This is a genomic window from Maritimibacter dapengensis (genome assembly GCF_019218265.1).
Taxonomy (GTDB): domain Bacteria; phylum Pseudomonadota; class Alphaproteobacteria; order Rhodobacterales; family Rhodobacteraceae; genus Maritimibacter; species Maritimibacter dapengensis.
The window spans coordinates 287,723-312,973 of the sequence record NZ_JAHUZE010000001.1; the positions used below are offsets into that span (position 1 = coordinate 287,723).

Annotated in this window: 24 protein-coding genes and 1 pseudogene; 10 read left to right on the forward strand and 15 right to left on the reverse strand. The window is 61.5% G+C overall.

Features of this window, described 5'->3' with window-relative positions; all coding sequences use genetic code 11:
• Nucleotides 1-6 precede the first annotated feature (6 nt).
• Together KJP28_RS01540 and KJP28_RS01545 are read left to right on the forward strand one after the other, a co-directional pair.
• Nucleotides 7-438, forward strand: a complete 432-nt coding sequence (locus tag KJP28_RS01540) for a tripartite tricarboxylate transporter TctB family protein (protein WP_218390469.1) — start codon at nt 7-9, stop codon at nt 436-438.
• Between the two features lie 9 nt (nt 439-447).
• On the forward strand, nt 448-1,980 hold the full coding sequence (locus KJP28_RS01545; protein ID WP_218390470.1) for a tripartite tricarboxylate transporter permease: 1,533 nt from the start codon (nt 448-450) through the stop codon (nt 1,978-1,980).
• Nucleotides 1,981-2,300: 320 nt separating this feature from the next.
• Here KJP28_RS01545 and KJP28_RS01550 read toward each other — a convergent pair whose 3' ends face one another.
• From KJP28_RS01550 to KJP28_RS01610, 14 genes and pseudogenes are all read right to left on the reverse strand, one after another.
• The gene (locus tag KJP28_RS01550) at nt 2,301-3,533 is read right to left on the reverse strand and encodes an NnrS family protein (protein ID WP_255552146.1); all 1,233 of its coding nucleotides are present in this window, start codon (nt 3,531-3,533) and stop codon (nt 2,301-2,303) included.
• Entirely contained in the window at nt 3,530-4,279 is a 750-nt protein-coding gene (locus KJP28_RS01555) for an ABC transporter ATP-binding protein (RefSeq protein WP_218390471.1), read from the reverse strand. Before KJP28_RS01555 ends, KJP28_RS01550 begins: the two co-directional genes overlap by 4 nt.
• On the reverse strand, nt 4,276-5,094 hold the full coding sequence (locus tag KJP28_RS01560) for an ABC transporter permease (RefSeq protein ID WP_218390472.1): 819 nt from the start codon (nt 5,092-5,094) through the stop codon (nt 4,276-4,278). The genes KJP28_RS01555 and KJP28_RS01560 overlap by 4 nt, the downstream gene beginning before the upstream one ends.
• A complete protein-coding gene (locus KJP28_RS01565; RefSeq protein ID WP_218390473.1) occupies nt 5,091-6,080 on the reverse strand; it encodes an ABC transporter substrate-binding protein in 990 nt (329 codons plus the stop codon). The genes KJP28_RS01560 and KJP28_RS01565 overlap by 4 nt, the downstream gene beginning before the upstream one ends.
• A gap of 741 nt (nt 6,081-6,821) precedes the next feature.
• Nucleotides 6,822-7,010: an ATP-binding cassette domain-containing protein gene (locus KJP28_RS19875; RefSeq protein ID WP_336245307.1), complete on the reverse strand. Its 189-nt coding sequence runs from the start codon at nt 7,008-7,010 to the stop codon at nt 6,822-6,824.
• A gap of 156 nt (nt 7,011-7,166) precedes the next feature.
• Nucleotides 7,167-7,232: pseudogene (locus KJP28_RS19880) on the reverse strand (hypothetical protein); the annotation flags it as partial.
• Nucleotides 7,233-7,389: 157 nt separating this feature from the next.
• Nucleotides 7,390-7,746 carry a ZrgA family zinc uptake protein gene (locus KJP28_RS19885; protein ID WP_255552148.1) on the reverse strand — a complete coding sequence of 119 codons (357 nt, stop codon included), beginning with the start codon at nt 7,744-7,746 and terminating at the stop codon, nt 7,390-7,392.
• 335 nt (nt 7,747-8,081) lie between these two features.
• Entirely contained in the window at nt 8,082-9,023 is a 942-nt protein-coding gene (locus tag KJP28_RS01580; RefSeq protein ID WP_218390474.1) for an SUMF1/EgtB/PvdO family nonheme iron enzyme, read from the reverse strand.
• Between the two features lie 81 nt (nt 9,024-9,104).
• Nucleotides 9,105-10,691, reverse strand: a complete 1,587-nt coding sequence (locus tag KJP28_RS01585) for a sulfatase family protein (protein WP_218390475.1) — start codon at nt 10,689-10,691, stop codon at nt 9,105-9,107.
• A 71-nt stretch (nt 10,692-10,762) separates the two neighbouring features.
• A complete protein-coding gene (locus KJP28_RS01590; RefSeq protein WP_218390476.1) occupies nt 10,763-11,710 on the reverse strand; it encodes a Bug family tripartite tricarboxylate transporter substrate binding protein in 948 nt (315 codons plus the stop codon).
• 21 nt (nt 11,711-11,731) lie between these two features.
• Nucleotides 11,732-13,240 (reverse strand): tripartite tricarboxylate transporter permease, encoded by a 1,509-nt coding sequence (locus KJP28_RS01595; RefSeq protein ID WP_218390477.1) that lies wholly within the window; start codon nt 13,238-13,240, stop codon nt 11,732-11,734.
• Between the two features lie 5 nt (nt 13,241-13,245).
• Nucleotides 13,246-13,740 carry a tripartite tricarboxylate transporter TctB family protein gene (locus tag KJP28_RS01600; RefSeq protein ID WP_218390478.1) on the reverse strand — a complete coding sequence of 165 codons (495 nt, stop codon included), beginning with the start codon at nt 13,738-13,740 and terminating at the stop codon, nt 13,246-13,248.
• A gap of 48 nt (nt 13,741-13,788) precedes the next feature.
• On the reverse strand, nt 13,789-14,673 hold the full coding sequence (locus KJP28_RS01605) for a lysophospholipase (RefSeq protein WP_255552149.1): 885 nt from the start codon (nt 14,671-14,673) through the stop codon (nt 13,789-13,791).
• Between the two features lie 294 nt (nt 14,674-14,967).
• Nucleotides 14,968-15,498 carry a VOC family protein gene (locus tag KJP28_RS01610; RefSeq protein ID WP_218390480.1) on the reverse strand — a complete coding sequence of 177 codons (531 nt, stop codon included), beginning with the start codon at nt 15,496-15,498 and terminating at the stop codon, nt 14,968-14,970.
• Nucleotides 15,499-15,508: 10 nt separating this feature from the next.
• Between KJP28_RS01610 and KJP28_RS01615 the strand changes: the two genes are divergently transcribed.
• Together KJP28_RS01615 and KJP28_RS01620 are read left to right on the forward strand one after the other, a co-directional pair.
• On the forward strand, nt 15,509-16,552 hold the full coding sequence (locus KJP28_RS01615) for an isocitrate lyase/PEP mutase family protein (RefSeq protein WP_218390481.1): 1,044 nt from the start codon (nt 15,509-15,511) through the stop codon (nt 16,550-16,552).
• Nucleotides 16,553-16,561: 9 nt separating this feature from the next.
• Nucleotides 16,562-17,191 (forward strand): GntR family transcriptional regulator, encoded by a 630-nt coding sequence (locus KJP28_RS01620; protein WP_218390482.1) that lies wholly within the window; start codon nt 16,562-16,564, stop codon nt 17,189-17,191.
• A 512-nt stretch (nt 17,192-17,703) separates the two neighbouring features.
• Here the strand turns inward: KJP28_RS01620 and KJP28_RS01625 are convergent.
• On the reverse strand, nt 17,704-18,594 hold the full coding sequence (locus KJP28_RS01625; protein ID WP_218390483.1) for a helix-turn-helix transcriptional regulator: 891 nt from the start codon (nt 18,592-18,594) through the stop codon (nt 17,704-17,706).
• A 147-nt stretch (nt 18,595-18,741) separates the two neighbouring features.
• On the opposite strand from KJP28_RS01625, the gene KJP28_RS01630 reads away from it, so the two are divergent.
• From KJP28_RS01630 to KJP28_RS01655, 6 genes are read left to right on the forward strand one after another with little or no spacing between them, the layout of a single operon-like run.
• A complete protein-coding gene (locus KJP28_RS01630; RefSeq protein WP_218390484.1) occupies nt 18,742-20,190 on the forward strand; it encodes an aldehyde dehydrogenase in 1,449 nt (482 codons plus the stop codon).
• A gap of 39 nt (nt 20,191-20,229) precedes the next feature.
• The gene (locus KJP28_RS01635; RefSeq protein ID WP_218390485.1) at nt 20,230-21,429 is read left to right on the forward strand and encodes an amino acid ABC transporter substrate-binding protein; all 1,200 of its coding nucleotides are present in this window, start codon (nt 20,230-20,232) and stop codon (nt 21,427-21,429) included.
• 60 nt (nt 21,430-21,489) lie between these two features.
• On the forward strand, nt 21,490-22,356 hold the full coding sequence (locus tag KJP28_RS01640; protein ID WP_218390486.1) for a branched-chain amino acid ABC transporter permease: 867 nt from the start codon (nt 21,490-21,492) through the stop codon (nt 22,354-22,356).
• Nucleotides 22,353-23,285, forward strand: a complete 933-nt coding sequence (locus KJP28_RS01645; RefSeq protein WP_218390487.1) for a branched-chain amino acid ABC transporter permease — start codon at nt 22,353-22,355, stop codon at nt 23,283-23,285. Before KJP28_RS01640 ends, KJP28_RS01645 begins: the two co-directional genes overlap by 4 nt.
• On the forward strand, nt 23,285-24,016 hold the full coding sequence (locus KJP28_RS01650; protein WP_218391665.1) for an ABC transporter ATP-binding protein: 732 nt from the start codon (nt 23,285-23,287) through the stop codon (nt 24,014-24,016). The genes KJP28_RS01645 and KJP28_RS01650 overlap by 1 nt, the downstream gene beginning before the upstream one ends.
• Complete coding sequence (locus KJP28_RS01655) at nt 24,009-25,244, forward strand: ABC transporter ATP-binding protein (protein WP_218390488.1); 1,236 nt, start codon at nt 24,009-24,011, stop codon at nt 25,242-25,244. The genes KJP28_RS01650 and KJP28_RS01655 overlap by 8 nt, the downstream gene beginning before the upstream one ends.
• Nucleotides 25,245-25,251 lie beyond the last annotated feature (7 nt).

The following is a 25,251-nucleotide window of genomic DNA, read 5'->3' on the forward strand; positions in this document are numbered from 1 at the left end:
TCCGCCATGAGCGATCGTATTTTCGGCGTCGTCGGCCTGCTGCTTGCCATCGGCTTCGCCGTGGCTGCCCTGAACATCGAGGAAAGCTTCCTCTCCGACGCCGTTGGCCCCAGTGGCTTCCCCCTCATAGTTGCCGCCGTGCTGGGCCTGTCCAGCATCGTGATCGCGATCAAACCCGATGCCGCGCCCCATTGGCCAAGCCTCGGGCGGTTGGCCGAGCTTCTGGCCGCTGTCGTCATGATGGTGCTCTATGCCGAACTTCTGCCGGTCGCGGGCTTCGTGATCGCCACCGCCGTCGCTGCCGCATACCTCAGCTGGCGTCTGGGGTCAGGCATCCTCGCCTCTGTCCTGACAGGGGTCGGGTCTTCGGTCGGGATCTACGTGATCTTCCATCTCATTTTCGGCCTGTCGCTCGCGACCGGACCGCTCGGGTTCTAGGGGGGCACCATGGAAACCTTTGCAAACCTGGCCGATGGTTTCGCCATCGCGCTGACGTGGAACAACCTGTGGCTTGCGCTTCTGGGCTGTTTTCTCGGCACCATCATGGGCGCGCTTCCCGGCCTCGGGCCGTCGAATGGCGTCGCCATCCTTATCCCGCTAGCCTTCACCATGGGTCTGGGCGCGACGCCCTCGCTGATCCTGCTGACGTCGGTCTATTACGGGGCGATGTACGGTGGGCGAATATCGTCGATCCTCTTGAACATTCCCGGCGACGAACCCGCCATGATGACCTGTCTCGACGGGCATCCGATGGCGAAAAAGGGACTTGCGGGCGAGGCGCTTTCGCTGTCCGGCATCGCGTCATTCGTGGGCGCGTTCCTTGCAACCTGGGGTCTGATCCTGCTGGCCCCGCAGCTTGTGAAAATCGCTCTTCTGTTCGGTCCCGCCGAGTACTTCGCACTCTTCGCGCTCGCGTTCATGACGCTGGGCGGTGTGTCGTCCACGAACCAGGCGAAATCGGCCTTTGCCGCCGCGCTCGGCCTTGGCCTCGCCATGATCGGGGTCGACACCCAGACCGGCGTGCCGCGCTTCACCTTCGGCGAAGTTCACCTCTACGACGGTCTCGACTTCCTCGTCGCCATCGTGGGTCTTTTTGCCCTGTCCGAGGTGTTCATCTTCCTCGAAGAGCGGCACGGTTCAGCGGAAGCAGACGCAAAGAAACTGACCATCGGTCGCCTTTATCCGCCCGCTTCGATGATCAAGCAGACAGCCCCGACGATGCTGCGCACCTCGGTGCTCGGTTTCATCGCGGGCGTTTTGCCGGGGGCGGGGGCGTCGCTCGGGTCCTTCATCAGCTACTCGTTCGAGAAGCGTCTGGTGGACAAGGAAAACACATTCGGGACGGGCGATCCGCGTGGCGTGGCTGCGCCGGAAGCAGGCAACAACGCCGCCGCCGGTGGAGCTCTGGTGCCGATGCTGGCGCTGGGCGTGCCGGGGTCGGGGACGACCGCCGTGCTGCTCGCGGTGCTCCTGAGCCTGAACATCACGCCCGGGCCGCTGCTCTTCACGCAGAACCCCGACGTGGTCTGGGGCCTGATCGCCGCGCTCTTCATCGCGAACTTCATGCTCTTGGCACTGAACATCCCGATGGTCGGCCTGTTCACCCGCGTCCTGCTGGTGCCCCCGCGCATCCTGATGCCGATCGTCGCGATGGTCAGCTTCGTGGGCATTTACGGCATCTCGGGTTCGACCTTCGACCTCCTTGTGATGATTGGCTTCGGTGTGATGGGCTGGGTGCTTCGCAAGCTCGACGTGCCCTTGGTGCCGATCATTCTCGGCACGCTTCTCGGCAACGCGATGGAGAACAACCTGCGCCGCGCGATCACCATCGATAACGGCAACTGGTGGACCCTGATCGACAGCCCGCTGACGATCATCCTATGGTCCATCGCCATAATCGGCTTCATCCTCCCCATCGTCGTCGGGCGCCGCGTAAAGGCCAAGATGCGCCGGGACGAGGAAGGCGCGATCCAGGACTGACGACTGAAAGGGCGGCCCAATGGGTCGCCCTTCGGCGTGACCAAACAGGAGATCACCCTTCTTGAGGCAGCCGTAGTGCAAGGGTCACTGCCTGCGCTCTGCTGCAAATTGCGTGATGCGCAGAGAATGCAAGCTGGAGTAGCCGGGTGAGCGGACTTTGATCCAGGCATTCCCACAGTTGGAGACACGGTGAACTCCGCTTAGGGAACACAGATGGCGGATAGCGGTGCGGCATGGCAACCGCAGCAACGTCGATTGAGCCGTCACTTGAAGAACCCGCGGCGGCGCAATGGGTGGATATTGCGCGTTCACCGGGTGGGTCAGCAAATCTGTTCGGCATCCAAGGTCTTGGGGTCAGTGAGAGTAGGCAGGTAGTCGATAAGCCAGAGCGTGAAGCCGGCGGCCCAGACAAGGCTTGCCAGCATATGAGGCGGCCCGGGGGGCCATGGCATCAGTCCCATCGCAGGCGCGGCACGCAGGGCGACGCCTGCACCAATGCAGAGGTAAGCACCCCGCGTCATCCAGCCTTGGCCCAGCCGTTGGCCGGTATGAAACTTGCCGGCGATGGCAAAGACCGAGATGACGCCGAACCCGATCCCGCCCATAATGGCAAGGTGATAGGTAGGGACTTCGCCCCACGGGGCACCAAGGCGAGAGGCTCCTAGGGCGATCAACCCCGCGCCTGCGAAGCCTGCCGACGCCATGAGGCCCAGGATCTCGGTTCGAAATGCTGTGCGCCCGATGAAACCTTCGGTCATCCGGTCGACGAAAGCCGCACCGGCAGCGATCCAGAGCCAGCCTGTCACCGGACCCGACAGGCCCAGAAGCTCGCCGATCAATGCCACCGCGACCAATCCCGGCGATAGGTTGAGCTTGCCCGGATGCGGGCGAAACGGCACCGATTCTTCGGTCGGGTCGAGCACATGGTTGGCGACAGGCACCGAAATGCGCCCGATGGCGAGGCCTAGAATTCCCATGAATATCAGACCTGTGAGCACGATGGCCTCTTCGGCCAGTTCCACCTTGCCCACGGCCATGGAAAACCGCGCAACCGCCGCGCTCGAGGTCAGCGCCGTGATCCAGCCGATGAATGGCAACAGCCGGTCGGTCCGCCGTGCAATCGACGTGTGGATAAGGTAATAAATCAGCGTCCCCATCCATGCGAGGTCGCAGACCAGAGACACCCACAAGAGAGTGTCCCACGCGATCAACCCCATGACCCGCGCGGTGCCCCAGAGTATCGCGATGCGCCACAGGCTCATACCGCGCAATCGCGGCGTATCGGTCCATTCAGGGGCCGATGTGGTCATGAACCCGATCAGGACCGCGCCCCACGATCCAAGGATCATTTCCGAGGCGTGCCAAAGGCTTGCGGGTATCGGATCGGCGAAGGGCAGGTCCATCGCAAGAACGACCACCCACAGGAACGGCCAGAGCGCGGCGTGAAGGGCGGCCAGCGGAAAGAACAGACGAAAGCCCTCGTCCTCGACCACACGCCACCACGGCAACGACTGTCGCGCGAAGGGCTGGCTCAACATGGTGCGCCCGATCATCGCCGTTTCCTCTCATCGACGTCATGGATATGGCGAAACAGAGGGTCGGTCTCCAGGAACCGCTGGCGCAAGGCAAAAATCTCGGCCTCGTTGCGGTCCCCCGTCCCACCCTCAAGCGCCCGCACCCCCGCGATTCCGCGACCGCGTACATCGAGCACCGCGATGCGATGGGCGATGCGGATCGCCTCCATAAGGTCGTGGGTGATAAAAAGCGCCGCGAAATGCGCCTCGCGCGCGGCGCCGATGACAAGGTCCTGCATTCGACGTTTGAGCGCCACGTCGAGCGCGGTAAACGGTTCGTCGAAAAAGATGAAATCGGGGCGCACTGCGAGGGCGCGAGCGATGGCCACGCGCTGACGCATACCGCCAGAAAGCTCCACGGGGTATTTCCCGAGGTCGTCGCCTTCAAGCTCGGCCAGCCACGCTGCCTCTTCGATCCGCGCCTGACGGTCACGGCGCGCGACACCGGCCCGGCGCAGGGCGAAGCCGATATTCTCGCGTGCCGTTGCCCAAGGCATCAGGTTCGGTTCCTGAAAAATCATCGCCTGACGCGAAAAACCCCGCCTGATGCGCCCCTCGCGCGCATCCACCAGCCCGGCGGCGATCTGGATCAGGGTGGATTTGCCCGACCCCGACGGGCCGACGAGCGCCACGACCTCGCCCCTGCCGACCTCCAGATGGATGTCAGCGAGCACGGCCTGACCGAAATACGCATGGCCGATCCGCTCAAGCGTAAGCGCATTCATCGCTTGACCCCCCAGGGCTGCGCGGCCCGGCGCCAGCGTTCCAGCTCACCCTCCATCGGGCGTACCAAGCCGTATTCGACGACAATCAGCGCGATCACCGACAGCACCACCCATGCCAGCGCCTGCGGCACATCGAGCAAAGCGCGCGCCCGCGCCAACGCCCCGCCGACGCCGCCCGCATTGGCGAGCATCTCGGCCATAATCGCGACTTTGAAGCTTGTGCCAAGCGCCAGCGCGAGCGCCGGAAAAATCGGGCGCGACGCCTGCCTCAGATCAATGAACAGGAAGCGCCCCAAGAGCCCGTAGCCAAAGGCCTCGGCCATGTGTCCAAGCTCGCGGTCGCGGGTGGCGATGCCTTCGGCGGCTGCGACGAAGACCACGGGGGTCGCGGCGATCAGGATCGCGACCGCCACGGTGGTGCCCGTGGTGCCAAACCACATCATCGTCAGCACGATCCACGCAATGGGCGGCACCCCCAACACCACCGTCAGCAGCGGGCGTGCCAGACGCATCACAGCAGGGGCATAGCCTGCAGTCAGACCCAGCGCCACACCGGCACCAGCCGCCATCGCGAAACCGGTGAGCGACCGTTGTGCGGTAATCAGAAGTAACGACAGGCTATCGGGATCTCCTAGCAATCCGACCGCTGCCCCCACGGTCTCCAATGGCGCGGGCAATATGAAATCGCCCCATGCCTCGTGCCCCGCTTGCCACGCCGCCGCCAGAAGCGAGAGCGCGGCAAGACCGGCCCAACCTGACCAAAGGAAGTCGAGCAGACGCCCTGCCCGGTCTGAAAGGGCCGGTCCAAGTTTCATAGCGCGTAGAACCCGTCGTCGGGGAGCTTACCGCCAAGGATTTCGGCATTTCCCGACTGCATGAGGCCGAACATGGCTTCCAGTGGCGCGCGAGCCTCGGAGGCTTTCGTCGCCGTCAGGTTACAGTTCGGAATCGACTCGGCGAGCATCGGCGCGGGCATTTCTAGCGCTTCTGCTGCGGCAGCGGCGGCAACTTGCGGGTTGGCTAGAACCTCGGCCGTCGAGGAGACGAGTGCTTCGTGCAGCGGTTCGACCAGATCGCCATTTGCTTCGGAGAACCCTTTGGTCACGGCAAGCCCTGCCTGCGGCACGATCGGGCCAAGCCCTGTGACAGAACCCCAAGCTTCTTGCAGGTTCACAATGCGCCGAAGGCTCGCGCCGGACTGTTTCGCCCTCATCGAGGCGACGGTCGCCACGGGTTCGGCCAGCACGGCGGCGTCCACGCGGCCCGCCAATAGCATTTGCGCCGCTTCCATCGGTGTCGCCGGGGTCGAGAGTGTCACCTGGTCCGTCAGTTCCTCCTGCTCAAGAAGCGCGCGGATCACGAAATCGGGGGTATCGTTGGGGAACGGGACAGCCAGCGACTTGCCCGCCAGTCCAGCCAGGCCGCCCTCGACCGCGCCCTCCTTGGCCATCACGTAGAGCAAACCATTCGTCATCACATTGACCAGCCGGATGCCCATGCCTCGATTATACAGGTTCGCAGCCGCCTGCGCGGGCACCACGGAGAGGTCGATTGCGCCCGAAGTCAGACCGGCGCGAAGTTCGTCGGGGGTGCGCCAGACGGTGAGGCTCACAACTGCGGCGATGTCAGCCAATGCTCCGGACTTGACCGCATGCGCCAGCGTAAAGGTCGGACCAGCGGGGGGTCCATAAAGCGCCAGACGGGCAGCCGGGGCCGCGCGCAATATGGCAGGGGCGGCGATCAGGGCCGCGGATGCACCAAGCGCGGCCAGCGCCCCACGGCGTGAAATGGAATGAGACATGTCGTTCTCCAGTGTGGTGATGCGACGTGGCTCGGAGGTATCCTGGCTGGCGCGGTAATTCTTGATTATTTTTGTCAATTAACTGATCCAGACTGTCCAGAGCATGATCTATATCAAATTTTTGAAAGAAGTTTTCGGCTGGATTGACCCTGGGTTTCGACGGGTTCTCCATCGTATTTACCAAGAAATCTACATGCGAGGGGTCAGGCGGTCCGGCAACTCGCGCGAAGAAATATGGTCACGTGCAATCTCTGATCGGTCCGCAAATCACGCGCCGCAAAGCCCTTGGACCGTTCGCTTGCGAAGAAAGTGAAGCGGTCTTTGGGTGGGAACATCATCTCCTTGTGGCCCCGGTCAGATCGCACAAGAACGGTCAGAGCAAGTCCCGCCATAAAGGTCCGTCGCGTGAGGTATTGAGTTACCATTTGCGAGCCTTGATGTCTGTGACCTCGATCTCATATCCGATTTCTCCCAGTTTCGTGGAGATCAGATTTACCTTATGTGTCACGGTCCCCCCGTTCGCATCCCACAGTATTACCGTTGGGTCATGGCTTCGAGGTAGTGGCCATCGCGAACTGGGTGGGCGGCGGTGGCGCCGAGAATGCCGTCCGGCAACCCGAGGGTGGGACTGGGCTTTACCGCCTCCTCCCGCCCACCGGCGCTCCTGCTTCGAGCCTTGGCCGGTTGCAAAGGCAGCAGGATTTTATCCGCGACACTGGCATAATTCAGCAGGTTGGATTGTTAAAAAAGCTCACCATTTTGGTCTGCACGAAATCGGTCTCGCGCTCCTGGACGCAAAGTGGTCCGGTTCGTTCCGGCAACCTCGACTTGCGCGCGATCCGCCGTCACGATCCCGCAAATCAATGACAAGAGCGTCGATTTCTCCGAACCGCATTCGCCCAAGACGAAAACGCATTTACCTTGGGCCACTTCGAGCAGCGGGCACTCGATGGAAAACTCGCACCGCTCAACCAAGCGAAGGCCACGTCGATCGAGAAGAGAGCGGGTTTGGCCTTATCATATTAAGGGCAACTCGGAAGAACCGCGCGCAACCTCGGCGGCACCAGAGTCGGACCACGTCATATACTACGTCTCTATTTCGCGTGCGTTTTCAAAGGCCTCGAAGAACGGAAAGCCGATTGTGGTCAGCTCTTCGGGTTGCGCGGAGTCGAAAGCATAGCTCGGGTGAAGATCGGAGTGGAAGACGCCCTCTTCTAAGCCATGATCACCCCCTTAGGCATGGTCCTTGTAGTCGTGGCCTACTTCCGCTTGTTCGTCGTGATCGTGATCGTGATCGTGATCGTGATGTTCAACTTCGGCGTACCCGTCCATATCTTCGCCGTCGTGCTTGTGGCCATGCGTGTGGGCCAGAACCTTGATCAGGCGGCACACGGCAGCCTCCGGCAGGGTCACGATTTTCCGGCGTCAGCATCGCACGGATTGCCGCTTCGAAGGAATCCTTATCTGCGTCAAAGCTGGCCTCTTTCTCGAAGCCGACGACATCCATGCCGGGCGACAAGGGATTGATAGCGCTGTTGTCGATGGTCAGTTCCAATGTGCTGACACTATGAATATGCGTGTCAATTTCGCGGTGCTCGTCCTTTGCCCGTACTGGTGTGGACGCCAGAACGATTGTCGCGAGAGCGGTCGTGATAAAGTGCTTCATATTGATTGCTATCTGGCTGGCCCGAAGTGGAGGCGCGCCGTCTTTGCAATGGCACGCGCGCAACGTTCCATTTCGGTGGCGCAGCACGCGGCCTGTTTGCATTCGAAGGTTCGGCGTTCGGTCCCGTCCAAACGGTTCAGTACAACGCAAATGCTTTCGCCTCGCCGTTATGCTTGGAGATAGTCGTGTTTAATGGCTTCCGGCGACCATGGAATTGACGCGTCGGCAAATCTACGCGGCCAATCAGCGAGCAGGTGCGTGTCATCCTGACCGACGCTGCGTTCGTCGTGGCCCTGTAGGATCACCCATGCGAGCAACACAAACTGGCCGAAGATTCAGGCATCGTAGAATACCCGGAACCCGGCATTGCATCCACCGCTATCGGCGGCGGTCGATAGCCGTGCCGCGATACGGTAGCGGTAGCAATAGCTGATATGGCACAGGAACGATCCTCCCTTCATCAGCTTCTCTCCGTCGCGGCGGGCCTGTGCGTTCCGGGCCTTTGCCGCTTTGCTTGCCGAGCGGATTTGAAACGGCTCGGAAGTCCATTCCCAGACATTTCCAGCCATGTCGAATAGGCCCGCGTCATTTGCGGGAAACGCGCCGATGGGGGAAGTACCACGCCAACCGTCTGCGCAGACGTTCATGTCCGGAAACCGGCCTTGAAAAATGTTGCAGGGCAGAAAGTTGGTGTCGTCAGGCTCACAGTCGCCCCATGGGAAACGCGGGTCGGCGCGGCCGCCACGCGCAGCATGCTCCCATTCTGCTTCCGACGGAAGCCGCCCACCCGACCATTTTGCAAAGAACACAGCATCTTCCCATGCGATATGTGTGACAGGGTGATTGGCCAGTGTTTCCACGCTGCTGCCCGCGCCCAATGGTGCGTGCCAGCACGCGCCTTGTGAAATGCCCCACCATGGCGCGTTATCGTCGCCCGCTGCCAAGGCGCGGTCGTCCTCAAGCAAGCCGCGAAACACAGCGCTCCAGCCAAAGCGTTCGGCAACGGTAATGTAGCCTGTTTCAATCACGAAGGCCGCGAACCTTGCGTTCGTCACCGGCGCGACATCGACTCCAAACGGTTTCAGCCGATGCTGCCGGATGATCCCTTCGCCATCGGCTTTGATCTCAGGCGTTTTGGTGCCTGTATGACTGCGCGCGCCCTTGAAGGTGGCGCGGTTGGGCGCAGTCCAGTCTGCGATGTCATGGATAAAAGCGGGAAGGGCGGCAGGTGACTTGTCCTGTGGCCCTTCACGCGAAATGCCGGAACAACAGCTCATCTCACCGGGCCGCACCGAGGCGCGTCCCGGCGATCTTCAACTTCAATGTCCGATCTGTGCGTCATTCACCCAAATACCGTGTCAGGCAAGCCCCGTCATATACGGTGTTTTATCCTGCATATCGATCATGAGGTTTGAAAGCGCCTCCATCATCATTGCGCGTGTTTCCGCCTCGGCGGGGTCGTCCGCAATGTTTGTTGTTTCGCCGGGGTCGGCCCCAAGGTCGTATAGCTCGACGATGTTCGAGGGCCGGTAAATCGTCAAACGGTGTTGCGCGGTCACAATCGAACGAAGGCGCTGAGGTTGATCGAACCCAAGGTATTTCCGCTCCCGGTCGTCTTCGATCAGAACGGCATCGCGGCCCGCGCCATCGCCGTCGATCATCGGCAGAAGGCTTTGGCCCTGCATCCCATAATAGGGTTTCAGCCCCGCCCGGTCGAGAATAGTGGCCGGTATGTCGATGGAAGAGGCAAGCCCGTCACATTGCTGACCATCGGGCTTCTGCGCCTTCGGGTCCGACCAGATGAGCGGTACGCGCGTGGCTCCGCGATAATGCAGAGGACCCTTTAGCAAGATTCCCAATTCGCCCATCATGTCCCCGTGGTCGGATGCAAAGATCAGGACCGTATCGTCCATCAATCCCTGCTCTTCCAGCCTATCAAGCACACGCCCGACCTGATCGTCGATCATCGCGATCATCCCGTAGGTCAGCGCAATCGCTTCTTTGGCTTCCCGCGCCGAGACCGCGAATGGGATCTGACTGTTGCGATTGTCGGTGCCTTCGCTGCGTGTGCGCCGCATATGTTCCAGTAATGCGGTGCTGCCCTGGTCGAAATTATCGGGCAAGGGAATGTCGTCGGGATCATACATATCCCAGTATTTGCCTGGTGGCGTAAACGGGTGGTGCGGGTCCGGGAATGAGACCTGAAGGAAGAAGGGTCGATGATCGCCGTCTGCCTGCCGTTGGTCGAGATATTCAAGCGTGGTGTCGCCGACGAAAGCCGATGGATAGGCGTCTTCGGGAACCGAGGTGCGCCAAGCTTGTGGCACGGCCATATTGGAAGGCAGGGCATTATCCGCCCCACGGATCGCGTCCGGATCGCCGCAGCGTTCGGTCAACCAGCGCTCATATTCCCCACCGCATAAATCGCCATGCCACGTCGCAAGGCGAACGTGATCGAAGCCGTAGAAGGGCGTGTCGACGTGATGATTGGGGTCGTTACGCCACAGAAGGGTGTTTTCCTGTTCGTAATCGTCCCCGAACAATCCGCGCCGGACGGCCTCTTTCACCTTGCCATCTTCATCTTTCGTTGTGCCCTCGGGGTCGAACTCACGCTCACGCCCGGTCATGTTTTGAAAATGCGCTTTGCCGAAAAGCGCGGTTGCATAACCTGCGGTGCGGAGCTCTTCCACAAAGGTTCTGGCGCGCAGATCAAGCGGTATGCCATTGGCACGGACACCGTGGCATGAGGGCATCCGCCCGGTCATCATCGAGGCACGGTTCGGCATGCAAATCGGATTGGCAACAAAGCAGGACTCGAACCGGGTGCCCTTTGCTGCGATGCGGTCGATGTTCGGCGTTTTCAAGACCGGATTGCCATAGCAAGACAGATGATCTGCCCGCTGCTGATCGGTCAGAAACAAAACAAAGTTGGGTCTTTTTGCCATCAGAGCCTCGTGATTTCATTCGTTTTTGGGGGTGGTCCGGCGGAAGGCGGCGACCGCCGGACCCATTGGCGTTACTGAACCATCGATGCGACCGAATTCAGGCGTTCGACATTGGCGTCGATGGAGGCGCGAAACGCGTCGCCTTCAAGAAACTCGACATTCAACCCTTTGGTCTCGATGTATTCCACCACTTCTGGCAGGCTCATCGCCTCGCGCAGCGTGTCGGACAAAAGCTGAACTCGGTCGGATGGTGTTCCTTTTGTCGTCATCCACCAGTAGTTCACGCAACTTTCGATATCCCAACCCATTTCCTTGGCGGTCGGCACGTCCGGCATCAGATGATGACGTTCCGGTCCGAAATACAAAAGGCCATTCAGCCCCAGATCGTCGCGCGACACGTTGTAGGGAGTGATGATCATCGACTGCGTGTGGCCGCCCATGACGGATGAGATGCGCTCACCGCCGCCCCCCACGTTCACGAACCGAATATCCGCTCCCGAGGCCGAATTCAGCATCGCGGTGGAGAAATGCGATAACGACCCAAGCAAGGTCGCATCTTTGATCGAGCCCGGCTCATCCTGCGACATTTTCACAAGCGTTTCGATGTCGCCGATCCCGCTGTCTCCGCCGGTCGCATAGGCGACACACACGTGGTGCGTTTCGGCAATCGGATCGAAGGCTTCGGGCCCGTAATCTGAGGTGCCCATAATGTTCGACGTGATCAGGGTCTGGTGCAGATACAGCACCTTGTACCCATCCGGGTCGGCGTTTTTCACGTCTCGCGACGCTAGTGTGGTGCCCGCCCCCGGCTTGTTCACAACGACCATCGGTTGCGGCAATAGGTTGTTGTCGTTGACCGCCTGAACGATCCGGCGTGAGAACAGATCGGCCTCACCCCCGGTTTGGAACGGCACGATGACCTCGATTGGTCGGCTTGGGTAATCATCGTCCTGCGCATATCCCGGAAGCGCCAGCATGGTCGCCAGAACAGTGGACAGTATCGTTTTGCCTTTGAGCATCGTTTCTCCTCCCTGGAGTGTTTAGTTGTCGGTGATGCGGTCGCCCGCGGTTGCACGCTGTTTGCGAAGGGTCGAGACCAGCTTTGGGCCGACTGCCATAAACAGCGCGATGAAAAGGAACCCGAGTGCGAAAGGTCGCGTGAACAGCGGCGCGAGCGAGCCGTCATACAGCATCAGGCCCTGGCGCAGCTCGCTTTCCCCAATTGGGGCAAGGATGTAACCCAGCACGAAGGTGCCGATGGGGATGCCGAAACGACGCAGCGCATAGCCGAAGATGCCGAAAGCAAACATGACCCAGACGTCAAACATCGAACTTGTCGACGAATAGACGCCGACGACACAGAAGAAGACGACGCTCGGCAGCAGAAAGCTTTTCGGAATCGTGCAAAGGCGTGCGATCAGGCCGGAGCCCAGTAACATCAGGATGAAAACGAAGATGTTCGCGATGAAAGCCGACGTGATGACGCCATAGGCAACCTCGGGGCGGTTCGTGAACAGGCCCGGTCCCGGTTGCAGATCATGGATCGTCAATGCGCCAATCAAGATGGCGTCGACAACGCTGCCTGGAATTCCTAGTGCGATCAGCGGGACCAGCGCTCCATTGACCGAGGCGTTGTTGGCGCTTTCGGCGGCGACGATCCCTTCTTCTGACCCGGTGCCGAATTCTTCCGGCGTTTTCGATGAAGTGCGGGCAACCGAATATGAGACGATTGCGGCCACCGCGCTTCCAACCCCCGGCAGGATGCCGATCCATGTGCCGATCACGGACGAACGTATCAAATTCACACCGTGGCGAAATGTATCTCCAAGGCGTGGCATGACATCGCGTAGCCGGGCACTGGCCTGTTGCGCCACAGGTTTTTGGTCCAGAATATCCTCGATCACCTGACTGATGACAAAGACCCCAAGCAATGTGGGAAGTAAACGAAACCCGGTGTTCAGCGCATCGCTGTCAAACGTCAGACGCATCGTGGCCGAGGCAACATCCGGCCCGACCATCGCGATTGCGAACCCGATCATCGCGCCGATCAAACCGGTCATGAGCGACCCGCTGCTGACCGCCGAAATCGTGACCAAGGCCATGATGACGAGAGCGAGGTATTCATATGGCCCGAACCCAAGGGCGAGCTTTGCAAGCGGCGGTGACAGCAGGGCAAGAAACCCCCACGAAATCAGGCCGCCAACGAAGGACGCAAAAATCCCAAGCGACAAAGCGCGTCCGGCCTGACCCTTCATCGCCATCGGGTAGCCGTCGAGCGTAGTCATGATCGCGGACGGCGTGCCGGGCATCCGAAGCAGCGTGGCTGAGATCAACCCGCCGGTGACAGACCCGACATAGATCGAGACCAGAAAGATGATCGCGATGGTGCTGTCCATGTAGTAGGTGAGCGGCAGCATCAGCGATATCAGCATTGCGGCGCCAAGACCGGGAATCGCGCCCACGGTAACGCCCAGCACGGACCCGAGCGCGATGTAGAATATCGGCAGGGCGCCCATCAGATCCGAGAAACTTTGAAACAATGGTTGCATCAGGTTCACGCTCCGGGAAATCGAACGAGCAGGACGTCCTGCAAGACGCGGCTTGACCCGGCACCGATGACAAGCGCGACCACCGCCAACAACAAAAGCGTCTTGGCCGAGCGGGTCTTGGTCAGGACCAGACCGGTGCTGAACAGGAACAAGACGGACGCGGGGATGAAGGACAACCAGCCAAGCGAAACAATGGCGAGATAGCCGAACGTCAGGACGACAAAGACGATCAGACCCAGGCCTTTACGGGCCGTGACGCGGGTATCTTGCAAGGGTTCGTCAGGCGTCTCAATCGGCTTTGTCGGTTGAAGACGGGCAACGCGGATGGTTTCCAGTGCCGCTAGAACGATCAACGCGATGCCGACGATCCTTGGCATACCTGCCGGCCCCATTGGTTCAAAACGCGACGGCGGAAGGTTCCACGCGCCCGCAATCAACGCGATTCCGAAGACAAGGCCCAGTAGCGCGGGCAAGGCGTCTTTGATTGACTTACCGTCCATGAAATCACTCCTCCCAGGCGATCGGTTCTTGTATCCCTCAGGCTTCGCCTAAAGGTTTCGGTCCTTCATCCATGTATCGAGTATGCTTACGGCCTGTGCCTCATGTTCGGGCTGGTCGCGGTAGTAGTGCGTAGCTCCGTCGATCTTGACGTATTGCTTGTCTTTCGCGCCTGCCGCCTCGAACACCTTTTGCGGATGCGATGGCGGGACGGCATCGTCCGCCTCGTTCTCGACGACAAGCAACGGAACACTGGTCGCGGGTATCGCCTTGAGTGCATCCGCGTTTGTATGATCGGGCGACCATTGGCTCAGCCACGCGCGCAGCATCGAAAAACGTGCCAGCCCGACCGGGCCGGAATTGGCCGTCTCGGGGTTGCCCATGTAACACCAGTTCGCCTTGCGCCCATTGGGTTCCAGAGACGGGTCCAGAAACCGGGGGTCCGCCATCGTGCGATGCGTAATGAACGCGCGCTCCATTTCGGCGGTGCCGCGACGTTCAAGGTCGGACAAACGTTCTAACACCCGATCGGTGATGGACCGGATACGAGCGCTTTGCGCTGCGCGGAATTTATTTATGAATTCAGCAGTATAAGGCGTGGAAACAGCACCGGAATATAGGTCGAGCTCAGGATTTCTTCGGTCTGGGTCTAGCTCGTCAAGAACCGATGGGTCGATCCATTCCGACAACGTGTGCGCGCGCCCGATATGCGCCGCTACGAACATCAGGGCGTCTGCGGGCGGCAGGTTCACCGCCGTCAGGTCGTACGGGTCGCCCGCAGGCGTTTGCGTGATCGTCGGGTGCTCGGCCTGCGATTGGTAAAAGGTCGCAAGCGATCCACCACCAGACCAGCCGCACAAAACCACCTTGCCGTAGCCAAGCTGGTTGCGCGCATAGGACACATAGGCCCCCAAGTCGGCTGCGACCTTTTCCATGATGAGCGGAGCGTCGTTCTTCGCAAATCGCGACCCACAACACAAAACATGCCGTCCGGCCCGCGCCATTGCAGCGGGCAGGGGCATTAGGTTCAATGTCGTCGCAGGGTGCATGAATACCAAGACGGTGTCCGATGGCTTGCTTTTCGGGATGATACGCTGGCCCTCCAGAAAAACCTTCCCTTGGCTGCCAACAAAGCCGTAAACCTCTGTGAACGCGGACGTTTCTTCAAAAGAAACGATGACCGGCTCTCGTTGGATATCATAGCTTTCCACCGCTCTTACGCCTCCGATTCAGCCGTGTGCGCTGTCATGCATCGGGTCGACGTCGGGTGCTTTCTTCGTGCGGGACCAGATGTCGAGCGTTTTGGGAGCCGCTTCGCGAAGCTTCTCGCCCATTTCGGCGGTAGTGGTGTCGATCGCCAGTTCAAGCCGATGGCCGCTCGGGTCGAAAAAGTAAATCGACTGGCAAATGCCATGGTCGGTCGGCCCGATCACTTCTACCCCGCCGGCCTCCAGCCTCTCACGGTAGGCTTGTTGCGTCTCGGCATCTGGGACCTTGAGCGCAAGATGCTGAACCCAAGCCGGCGTGTCCTTATCCAGCATGTTTCCTTTGTCTTCGGGCAGTTCGAAGAAGGCAACGAAACCACCGTCGGCCATCTGAAGAAAGATGTGGATGTGGGGCGAGTACTCGCCCGTCGAAGGAACACGGTTCTCGGCGACGGCGATGTTGAAGTCGAGGTCGAGGTACTTGGAGTAGAATTCGACCGTCTCTTTCGCGTCCTTGCAGCGGTAAGCGGCATGATGAAGCCCGGTGATGCCCATTTGATCCTCCTTGAGGTTTGATGATTCTCGCAAACTCTCCATTTTTGTATCCAATACAGATTTATCTTGCAACAAAAACTACTTTTGTGATTATTTTTGGATACAAAATGGAATCTTGAAGGACTCAGCGATGAGAAACTGTTCACAGCCCACTTCTTTCCGCGACCTATTGAGGTCGGGGAAAACGATCCTTGCGCCGGGTGCGTTCGATGCACTGTCAGCGCGGTTCGCGGCACGGGCTGGGTTCGACGCCGTGTATATGACGGGCTTTGGTGTATCCGGTTCCGTGCTGGGCATGCCGGACATCGGCCTGATGACGGCAACAGAAATGGCGGACCGCGCCCGCGCAATGGCCGACGCGACGCGACCCGCGGCCTTGATCGCGGATGGTGACAACGGACATGGCGGCACGTTGAACGTGGAACGGCTCGTCCGACTATACGAAGCATCCGGCGTCCAATGTATCCAACTTGAGGATCAGGTTTTCCCGAAGCGCTGCGGTCATATGGGGTCGAAACAGGTCATCGACCGAACCGAAGCACGTGACAAAGTCGCTGCAGCCGTCGATGCGCGCAGATCGGATGATTTCCACATCATTGCCCGCACAGATGCCCGCGCCGTCGAGGGGTTGGACGAAGCGGTGCGGCGCGGGGAAGAGTTTCTGGCGGCGGGGGCGGATTTGTTGTTTATCGAAGCTCCGCAATCGCTGTCCGAAATGGAAGAAATCGCCACGCATTTCGCAGGCCATCATCTGGTCGCGAACATGGTCGAGGATGGAAAGACCCCCTACCTTTCGGTCGACCAACTGAACGCAATGGGGTATGTGCTGGCCCTGTATCCGGTGTCCGCGTTGCTTGCTACGGCGCGGTTGCTTGAACGGGTTTACAGTATCGTTAAGGAAAATGGTCGCTTGCCTCACGAAATCCCGCGTATGTCGTTTTCGGAATACAACACGGCCATCGGTCTGGATGATTTGCTACCCACCGCGATTGACGACGGGGCCGAACCGGTCGCCCGGAAGATTATCTCTGACAGTCTCAGGCAGAACGGTTAGACGCCGCCTATGTCCAGCGCCCTTGAAAAAGCCTACGATTTCATAAAATCGGCGATCATGACCGGCACCTATCAGGCCGGAGATCGGATCAAGGAAGAATGGGTTGCCGAGCAGATTGGTGTATCGCGCACACCGATCCGCAATGCGATGCAAAAGCTGGCCGCACAAGGATTTGTCGTTGTATCGCATCACCAAGGTGGGCGTGTTGCCAATTGGTCAAGCGAAGACCTGCGCGAGATCACCGAACTGCGCGCATTGTTGGAAAGCTTCGGGGCAGGGATCGCGGCGCGGAAGATTTCCCAGGACGAACTTGGCGCATTACGCGATCTGGCCAGCGGCATGGAGGCTTGCGCAAGAAATCCCACGGCCGAGGATTTTGCCCGCATTACTGACCTGAACAGCCAGTTTCACATGGCGATTGTCGAAGCGTCGGGAAACCGGCGACTGGCCGAAGTGATCGGCAATCTGGCGCACCCGCTTTTGGTGCAGCGGAAGTTTTCGACATTCGACGAGGCACGGCTCGCCCGGTCGATGGCGCATCATCGCGAGTTGATCGACGCTCTGGCCGCGGGCAAAGGCGATTGGGCCAGCGCGATCATGCGTGCGCACATTCTCGCCAGTTCGAATGCGGACGAGTGACTTCGGATGACCGCGACGAGGCTGCAACGAATGGGGTGCCTGGCCAACGGTCTCCGGCTTCCATAAGCACATTTTCCTGCGGCCAACGAGCATTGCGTTTATTGTTCGACCAAATGCCAATAATTGAAACTCGGTATCGCTTGCGCCGGCCACCCGTCATATGTCTGTCGTTAGAGGTTTTCGAACTTGTGAGCCCGCGCCCTATCGGAGGCTTTGGGTCGGTTACTGTTTGAGTTTGGGAAGCAGCGGTTTGGGGCTGCATGGGGCGCTTTCGAAATGCCCTATCTTGATTTGCTTTCTCGTTAACAGGATCTTCTCGCCGCGCCCGTAGTTTTCATTGGCGGGTATAAGAATGACATTGCATGATTTCCGACAGGCGCGTCTGCGAATGGCTCGAGAATTCGTCGCGGGGGATCCGACGAGCTTTGTTCAATGTTTCGATACCGCAACGACGTCCTGAGGATCCGCGCGGCGGACCGGCGGTATACACCCGCGGGTCCGACGCGCGCTCGTCAGGGCCAGTCCGCAAAGTCAGCGGTCCGCGGTTCGGCTTTGCCGGCCTCGACCAGCGCCTGTTTGCGAAACGCCCCCGGTGTTTCGCCCGCCATGGACTTGAAAAAATGGTTGAACTGGCTGGGCGACGAAAACCCCAGCATCGCGGCGATCCGTTCGGCGGACAGCGCCGTGCGCTGAAGCAGCACCCGCGCCTCGTGCATCGAGCGCTCGCGGGTCAGCAGGGCGGGGGGTTTGCCCACCATCCGCACGCATAGATCGTGCAGCCTGTCGTAGGTGATCCCCATCGCGTCGGCATATTGATGCGCACTCCATCGGGCGCGGAAATGCGCCTCGACCAGATTGCGGAACCGATTGATCTCGCCCAGCCCATGCCGCCGCGTGTCCTGCGGGATCACGTCACGATCGACGCTGCGCCAGAACAGGACGAGTAAGAGCCGGATATAGGCCGACAGCGCGACTTCGCTTCCGAATTGCGGCGTCTGGGCTTCGGCGGTGATGCGCTCGAACAATCTGTCGAGCCGTTGACCAAGCGAGTCGCTGCGCTCGAACGTGGCGACGAGGTGCTGCGAAGCGAACATGCGCAGGTCCGCGCCCTCGGCAGCCAGACCGATGGCATCTTCGAAAATCGGGGTGCCGAAGAACAGGTAATAGCCCGCGCCGCCCGCCGCGATCCGGAGCCGTGTGTGTTCGTCCAGCGGGCCCCAACGCAGGGCAGGGCCGGACATCTCGAACTCCCCATCCTGGGTCTCGGCCACCGCCTGACCGCTGTCGAGAAAGAACACGAACCATTCATGTTGCGACGCAGTCGACCTGGCCGCGACGACCCGTTCCTGAAGCGCGCATTGGATATGTCCGGTGCGGAATCGCGAAAGCGGCGAATCGAGCATTGTGTCCTCCCAAAACCGTGTTTCTGATCCATGTTACCCATATTTTCGCAATCCATGCCCATATTTCGGCATTATTTCTCTGTCGAACCTCGGTCATGCTGAGGGTCACGGTCACGGTGGGGCACACCGCCGGTCCGAGGGAGGAAAATGTTCGAAGCCAAGCTTCATATCCGCAGCGCGGGCGTAGAGGCACGTGACGGTGCCGTCTTCGAGCGCCTGTCGCCGGTCAGCGGCAAGCCGGTCACACGGGCTGTCGCCGCCGGACCGCGCGACGCGCAGGATGCCGCGAACGCCGCTGCCTCTGCCTTTCCGATCTGGCATGCCATGCCCAACGACGAAAAGCGTGCGTTGCTTGCCCGGGCCCGCGACGCGCTCATCGCCCACACCGAAGACTTCGTCGAAATCGCGCGGGAGGAACTGGGCTCCACCCCGGACTGGGTTCGTTTCAACGTCGCCATCGCGGCGGACGTGTTCAACGAGGCGATGACGATTCCCGACCTCGTCAACGGGTCTGCCGAAGTGTCGGAGCGCGATGGTGTCCGCTCGACCGTGATCCGGGAGCCGGTTGGTGTCGTGCTCGCCATCGCCCCGTGGAACGCGCCGGTGACGCTGGCGGTCCGGGCCATCGTCTGGCCGCTGGCTTGCGGGAACACCGTCGTGTTCAAAGGCAGCGAGCTTTGCCCCATGCTCCACGCACGCATCGTCGATGTGCTGTGCGAGGCTGGCCTGCCCGAGGGCGCGCTCACCTCGGTGATCCATGCGCCCGAAATGGCGGAGCCGGTCGTCGACGCGCTCGCCGGGCACCCGGCGGTGCGGCGCATCAACTTCACCGGTTCCACACGGGTCGGGCGGCGTGTGGCCGAGATCGGGGCGCGGCACCTGAAACCCTGTCTCCTTGAATTATCCGGCAAGGCCTCGCTCATCGTGCTGGAAGACGCCGATATCGAGGCAGCCGCGCTGGCTGCGACCTATGGGGCCTATTTCAACCAGGGTCAGATCTGCATGTCGACCGAACGCGTCGTGGTCGTGGAAGAGGTGGCCGACCGGTTCGTCGCAGCGATGGAAGCGCAATGCGCGGAACTCCTCGCGCGGCGGAACGGGGCCAAGGTCGGCGATCTGATCAGTGCCGATGCGGCGCGACGGGTCGGCCGTCTGATCGACGATGCGCTCGCCCGTGGGGCCACGCTGGTCGTCGGCGGCGAGGTGTCGGGCGCATATGTGCAACCCACGCTGCTCGACCGGGTCACGCCGGAAATGCAGATCTACGGCGAAGAGAGTTTCGGGCCGATCGCCGCGATCATCCGGGTCGAGGACGAGGCAGAGGCGGTCTCGGTCGCCAACGATACGCAATACGGCCTTGCCGCTTCGGTGTTCACGGCAGACGAGGCCCGCGGGCATGCCGTTGCGCGGCGGCTCGAGACCGGCGTGTGCCACATCAACGGACCTACCGTCTACGACGATCCGTCGAAACCATACGGTGGCGTCAAGACATCCGGCTACGGCCGCTTCGGCGGAACCTCGGCCATTCAGGAATTCACCGAGCTCCGGTGGATCACCGTCCAGGAGCCAAGATCAGATTACCCGTTCTGGACGTAATCAAAACGCGCAAGACGCGTGAATCTAGGGAGGAGACACATGAAACGGAGAACATTCTTCAAGGTGACGACCACGCTGGCAGCGACGCTGGTGGCCGGTGCGGCCTTCGCACAGGACAACATCATCGTTGGCGCCGTGGCCCCCAAGACCGGGCCGCTCGCAGGCGGTGCCGCCGTGACCCACTGGCCGAACATTCAGCTCTGGGTCGAGGAAGTGAACGAGCGCGGTGGTCTGAACGTGGGTGGCGAGCAGCGGATGCTGGAAGTCATCGAATACGACGATCAGACCAACCCAGCCGAGACGATCAAGGCGGTTCAGCGTCTGGCGCAACAGGACAACGCCGACATCATCCTTGCGCCTTACTCGACGGGTCTGAACATCGCCGCTGCGCCGATCTTCGACCGGCTCGGGTTCCCCCAGATCACATCGTCTGCCGCGACCGACCAGATCGGTGATCTCTCGGGCCAGTTCAACGACATGTTCTTCCTGCTCGGTCGCTCCACCGACCTTGCCGAAGATGCGGTGGAGGTTCTGACCGACCTGCGCGAAGCCGGTGAGATCGGCAACCGCGTGGCGATGGTCAACGTGGCCGACGCTTTCGGGATCGAGTTGATGGCGGTCGCCAAGCCCGCGGTCGAGGCCGCAGGGTTCGAGCTGGTTTATGAGACCTCGTATCCGCTCGGAACGCAGGATCTGTCGCCGATCATGAAGGCGGTCAAGGGCGCTGACCCGGATGCCTTCGTCGCATGGTCCTATCCGCCCGACACCTTCGGGCTGACCGAACAGGCGATGATCGAAGAGCTGGACGTCAAGGCGTTCTACACCGCTGTCGCAACCGCTTTCCCGGCCTTCGCCGGACGTTTCGGCGCGGCCGCCGAGGGCGTCATGGGGATCGGCGGCGTCAACACGGCGTCGCCCGAGTTCATGGATTATGCCGCGCGTCACGAGGCCGCGACCGGGGCCAAGCCGGACTACTGGGCATCGGGCATGATGTATGCCTCGCTCCAGATCCTCGAGGAAGCGATCGAAACCACCGGCACGCTCGACATGGCCGAGGTGACGCAGTTCATCAAGGACAACGCGTTCGAGACCGTCATGGGCACCATCGACTTCGACGAGCAGAATTCCAACACCGCCTATTGGACCGTCGGTCAGTGGCAGGGGGGCGAGTTCAAGGGGATCAAGGAAACGGGCCGCGACGGTGCCGTGGAGCCGATCCTCAAGTCCGGCTGGGAATAACCACTCACGACCAAGGCGGGTCCGGCGCAAGTCGGGCCTGCCATCCAATTCGGAGACGTTATGGACATTCTCATCACAGGTCTCATCCTCGGCGGCACCTATGCGCTCATCGCGCTGGGGCTGAACCTGCAATACGGCGTGTCACGCATCATGAACCTCGCCAATGGCGAGATGCTCGTGATCGGTGCCTTCGCCGCTTTCACCCTGTTCACCGTCGGTCAGGTCAGCCCGCTCTTGACCATATTTCTGGTCGCGCCGCTGGCCTATGTGCTGAACTGGCTCGTCTACCGCATCATGCTGCGGCCCTTGGTGAAACGCGCCAAGAACCGGGGAATGCTGGAAGTCGACGCGATCCTCACGACCTTCGGACTGTCGTTCGTGATGGTCGGCATCATGATCTGGGCCTTCGGAGGCGACTATTTCAGCTATTCCTACCTCGCACGGCCCATCACCGTGTTCGGAGACAACTACGGCCTGAACCGCGTGGTGGCGTTCATCTGCGCCGCGGTGCTCTGCGCGGGTCTGTTTCTGTGGCTCAACGTCTCGCGCGCCGGGATGGCCATTCGCGCCGTCGCCGTGTCGCCGGAGAACGCGCGGCTGGTGGGCATCGACGTGCCCAAGCTATCGGCCCGGGCCTTTGCGCTGGGCGGCGCGGTGACCGCCGTGGGCGGAGCCGTGATCTCGACCTTCCTGACGCTCGATGCCTCGACGGGCGTGATGTTCACCATGAAGGCGCTCATCATCGTCATCATGGGCGGCGTCGGTGACGTGCGCGGCACGATCCTCGCCGCTCTCGTGCTGGGCGTGGGCGAAACCTTCGTCGCCTCCGTGATCGACCCGGGCCTGACGCTCGTCGCAGCCTACGCGCTCTTCATCCTGATCCTGCTCTTCCGTCCGCAGGGCTTTTTCGGAAAGAAACCGACATGAAGCGGGCGGATTGGCAGAACCTTGGCTGGGGCGCGGCCCTGCTCGTCGTGGCGGCGCTGCTGCCGCTCACCGGTGACGGCTACCTGATCTCGCTCGGCGTCTCGATCGCGATGTACACCGTGCTCGCGACAAGCTGGGCGCTGTTCTCGGGGCCCACGCACTACATCTCGCTCGCCACGGCGGCGTTCTTCGGGATCGGCACCTATGTCATGGGGTCGGGGATCGAATACATCAACTATTGGCTGCTTCTCCCCATCGCCGGGCTGATCGGCGGCGTAATCGCAGCCCTCGTCGGCCTTGCCACGCTGCGCCTCTCTGGCGTTTATTTCGTGATTTTCACGCTGGGGCTCGCGGAAATGACGCGCCAAGCGGTGACGTGGTATCAGAACCAGACAGGGCACAAGGGCACCTACGTGCTGACCGAGCTGACCGATCCTCACATCTACTGGCAGCTCCTGGCCCTCGCCGCGCTGGTGTTCCTCTTGGGTTGGGCCATCGGCCGCTCCAAGCTTGGCTTTGCGCTCAGGATCATCGGGGATGACGAGGATGTGGCGCGGCATGTGGGCATCAACACGGCGCTCTCCAAAGTCGCGCTCTTCGTCGTCTCGGGGGCCACTGCGGCCATCGTCGGTGCGATGATCGCGCCGCGCTACATCTACATCGAACCCGCCACCGCCTTTACGCCTATGCTCTCGTTCCAGGTCGTCATCATGGCGCTTCTGGGCGGCACCGGACGGCTCTGGGGTCCGCTCGTCGGGGTCATTCCCTTCACGCTCTTGTGGGAGGCGATCTCGTCCTCCTTCCTGAACCAGACCACGCTGCTTCTGGGTCTCAGCTTCCTCGCCATCGTCTATCTGCTGCCCGGCGGCTTCGTCGGCCTCTATGACCGGCTCAGGGGCCGCGCGAAAAAGCGGAGTGCAATGGCATGATGGCGAATACGGTCATATCGCTGCGTGGTGCGACCAAGCAGTTCGGCGGTCTGGTCGCGGTCGACAACGTCAGCTTCGACGTGCGCGAGCATGAGGTGCTGGGTCTGATCGGGCCAAACGGGTCGGGCAAGTCCACGACGCTGAACCTCATCTCCGGCGCGCTGCCCGCGACCGACGGAGAAATCTCCCTGCGCGGCGGCACCATCACCGGGCTGCCCGCGCGGGCCATTGCGCGCAAAGGCGTGTCGCGAACGTTCCAACTCGTCCGGCTCCTGCCCTCGATGAACGTGCTCGAAAACGTCATGGCCGGGGGCGTGTTCGGGCATCGCCGTCGCTGGGGGCAATCGGCCGAGCGCCACGCGATGCAGGTGCTCGAAATGATCGGCATGGCGGACAAGGCCAAGTCTCATGTCGGCCAGCTGACCTACATCGACACCAAGCGTGTGGAACTCGCCCGCGCGCTGTCGGGCGAACCCGAAGTGCTCCTGCTCGACGAATGGCTCGCGGGGCTGAACCCCACCGAACTCACCGAGGGCATCGACCTCATCCACCGCCTACGCGACGAGGGGCGTACGATCATCCTTGTCGAACACGTCATGGATGCGATCCGCTCGCTGTGCGACAATTGCGTGGTCATGTCCTCGGGCAAGAAAATCGCGGAAGGGTCGACGGACGACGTGCTGTCCGACCCCGAAGTCATCCGCGCCTACCTGGGGGACGACGATGCTTGAGGTGAAAGGACTCTCCGCCGCCTACGGCCAGCACCCGGCGCTGAACAAGGCATCCGTGCGCGTCGGCAAGGGCGAAATCGTCGTGATCCTCGGTGCGAATGGCGCGGGGAAATCGACGCTATTGAAGGCGATCAGCGGCATCTGCGAAGGCAAGGTCACAGGCTCGGCCCGCATGAACGGCCACGAACTCGTCGGCATGAAGCCCGACCGGATCGTGGAGGAAGGCATCGCACTGGTGCCCGAGGGGCGCGGCATTTTCGGTGATCTGACGGTCGAGGAAAACCTGACGCTTGGAGCCTACTCCGAGCGTGCCAAGGATGCTGAACGCACCAACCTCGACCGGGTCTATACGCTGTTTCCAAAGCTTCTGGAGCGGCGCAAACAGGTCGCGCGCACCATGTCGGGCGGCGAGCAGCAGATGGTCGCCATCGGTCGCGCGATGATGTCGAACCCGGCCATTCTGACGCTGGACGAACCCTCGCTCGGCCTCTCGCCGCTCTTGTCGAAGGAACTGTTCCAGAGCCTTCGGGCGGTGCGCGACACGGGGATCGGGATCTTGCTCGTCGAGCAGAACGCAAAGGCATCCCTCGCCATCGCGGATCGCGGGTATCTGCTCGAAAACACCGAGATCATTCACGAGGACACCGGCGCGAACCTCGCCAAAGACCCGGCGGTGCAAAAGGCATACTTGGGCGGTGCGGCGGCGAAATCTGCCCGCGGGCCCACCCGTCCCGGCCTCGAGCCGGGACCCCGTAGCGCAGAGGCCCCGGATCAAGTCGGGGGCGTGGCACCCGCCCCGCGCCCGGCAAAGGGCCCGTCGCCTTCGGACATCGCGGCTCAGGCGATGAGCGGTCTCGCCCCGGCGCGGCCCGCCAAGCCCGCGCCACCGCCGACCCCGCGCCCGGCACCGCCACCGGCCCCGCCGGTCGCCAGACCCGCGCCCCGGCCCGCGCTCGCCGCGACGCCAACGCCCACAGGCATCGACACGGCCAGCATCGTCGCCAAGGCGGCGAGCCAGTCGTCGCGAAAGGGCGCCCCGCCCGCGCTGCCACCGCGCCCCGCGCCGATGCCCGAGCCGCCGAAGCCCGCCCGCGCAAGCCAACCGGCCCGACCCATGCCGGACCTCGGCCATCACAGCGACCGGCTGCGCGACATGCTCGAAGAAATCGAAACCGCCGCCCAACGGGCCCGCGACCGTTCGCGCACCCGCACCCGCGGCAAACCCTGAGGGAGAG

Bases quoted from the DNA above. Each gene is read 5' to 3' on its own strand.
- KJP28_RS01540 (WP_218390469.1), top strand. From the start codon at position 7: ATGAGCGATCGTATTTTCGGCGTCGTCGGCCTGCTGCTTGCCATCGGC.
- KJP28_RS01545 (WP_218390470.1), top strand. From the start codon at position 448: ATGGAAACCTTTGCAAACCTGGCCGATGGTTTCGCCATCGCGCTGACG.
- KJP28_RS01550 (WP_255552146.1), bottom strand. From the start codon at position 3,533: ATGATCGGGCGCACCATGTTGAGCCAGCCCTTCGCGCGACAGTCGTTG.
- KJP28_RS01555 (WP_218390471.1), bottom strand. From the start codon at position 4,279: ATGAATGCGCTTACGCTTGAGCGGATCGGCCATGCGTATTTCGGTCAG.
- KJP28_RS01560 (WP_218390472.1), bottom strand. From the start codon at position 5,094: ATGAAACTTGGACCGGCCCTTTCAGACCGGGCAGGGCGTCTGCTCGAC.
- KJP28_RS01565 (WP_218390473.1), bottom strand. From the start codon at position 6,080: ATGTCTCATTCCATTTCACGCCGTGGGGCGCTGGCCGCGCTTGGTGCA.
- KJP28_RS19885 (WP_255552148.1), bottom strand. From the start codon at position 7,746: ATGAAGCACTTTATCACGACCGCTCTCGCGACAATCGTTCTGGCGTCC.
- KJP28_RS01580 (WP_218390474.1), bottom strand. From the start codon at position 9,023: ATGAGCTGTTGTTCCGGCATTTCGCGTGAAGGGCCACAGGACAAGTCA.
- KJP28_RS01585 (WP_218390475.1), bottom strand. From the start codon at position 10,691: ATGGCAAAAAGACCCAACTTTGTTTTGTTTCTGACCGATCAGCAGCGG.
- KJP28_RS01590 (WP_218390476.1), bottom strand. From the start codon at position 11,710: ATGCTCAAAGGCAAAACGATACTGTCCACTGTTCTGGCGACCATGCTG.
- KJP28_RS01595 (WP_218390477.1), bottom strand. From the start codon at position 13,240: ATGCAACCATTGTTTCAAAGTTTCTCGGATCTGATGGGCGCCCTGCCG.
- KJP28_RS01600 (WP_218390478.1), bottom strand. From the start codon at position 13,740: ATGGACGGTAAGTCAATCAAAGACGCCTTGCCCGCGCTACTGGGCCTT.
- KJP28_RS01605 (WP_255552149.1), bottom strand. From the start codon at position 14,673: ATGGAAAAGGTCGCAGCCGACTTGGGGGCCTATGTGTCCTATGCGCGC.
- KJP28_RS01610 (WP_218390480.1), bottom strand. From the start codon at position 15,498: ATGGGCATCACCGGGCTTCATCATGCCGCTTACCGCTGCAAGGACGCG.
- KJP28_RS01620 (WP_218390482.1), top strand. From the start codon at position 16,562: ATGTCCAGCGCCCTTGAAAAAGCCTACGATTTCATAAAATCGGCGATC.
- KJP28_RS01625 (WP_218390483.1), bottom strand. From the start codon at position 18,594: ATGCTCGATTCGCCGCTTTCGCGATTCCGCACCGGACATATCCAATGC.
- KJP28_RS01630 (WP_218390484.1), top strand. From the start codon at position 18,742: ATGTTCGAAGCCAAGCTTCATATCCGCAGCGCGGGCGTAGAGGCACGT.
- KJP28_RS01635 (WP_218390485.1), top strand. From the start codon at position 20,230: ATGAAACGGAGAACATTCTTCAAGGTGACGACCACGCTGGCAGCGACG.
- KJP28_RS01640 (WP_218390486.1), top strand. From the start codon at position 21,490: ATGGACATTCTCATCACAGGTCTCATCCTCGGCGGCACCTATGCGCTC.
- KJP28_RS01645 (WP_218390487.1), top strand. From the start codon at position 22,353: ATGAAGCGGGCGGATTGGCAGAACCTTGGCTGGGGCGCGGCCCTGCTC.
- KJP28_RS01650 (WP_218391665.1), top strand. From the start codon at position 23,285: ATGGCGAATACGGTCATATCGCTGCGTGGTGCGACCAAGCAGTTCGGC.
- KJP28_RS01655 (WP_218390488.1), top strand. From the start codon at position 24,009: ATGCTTGAGGTGAAAGGACTCTCCGCCGCCTACGGCCAGCACCCGGCG.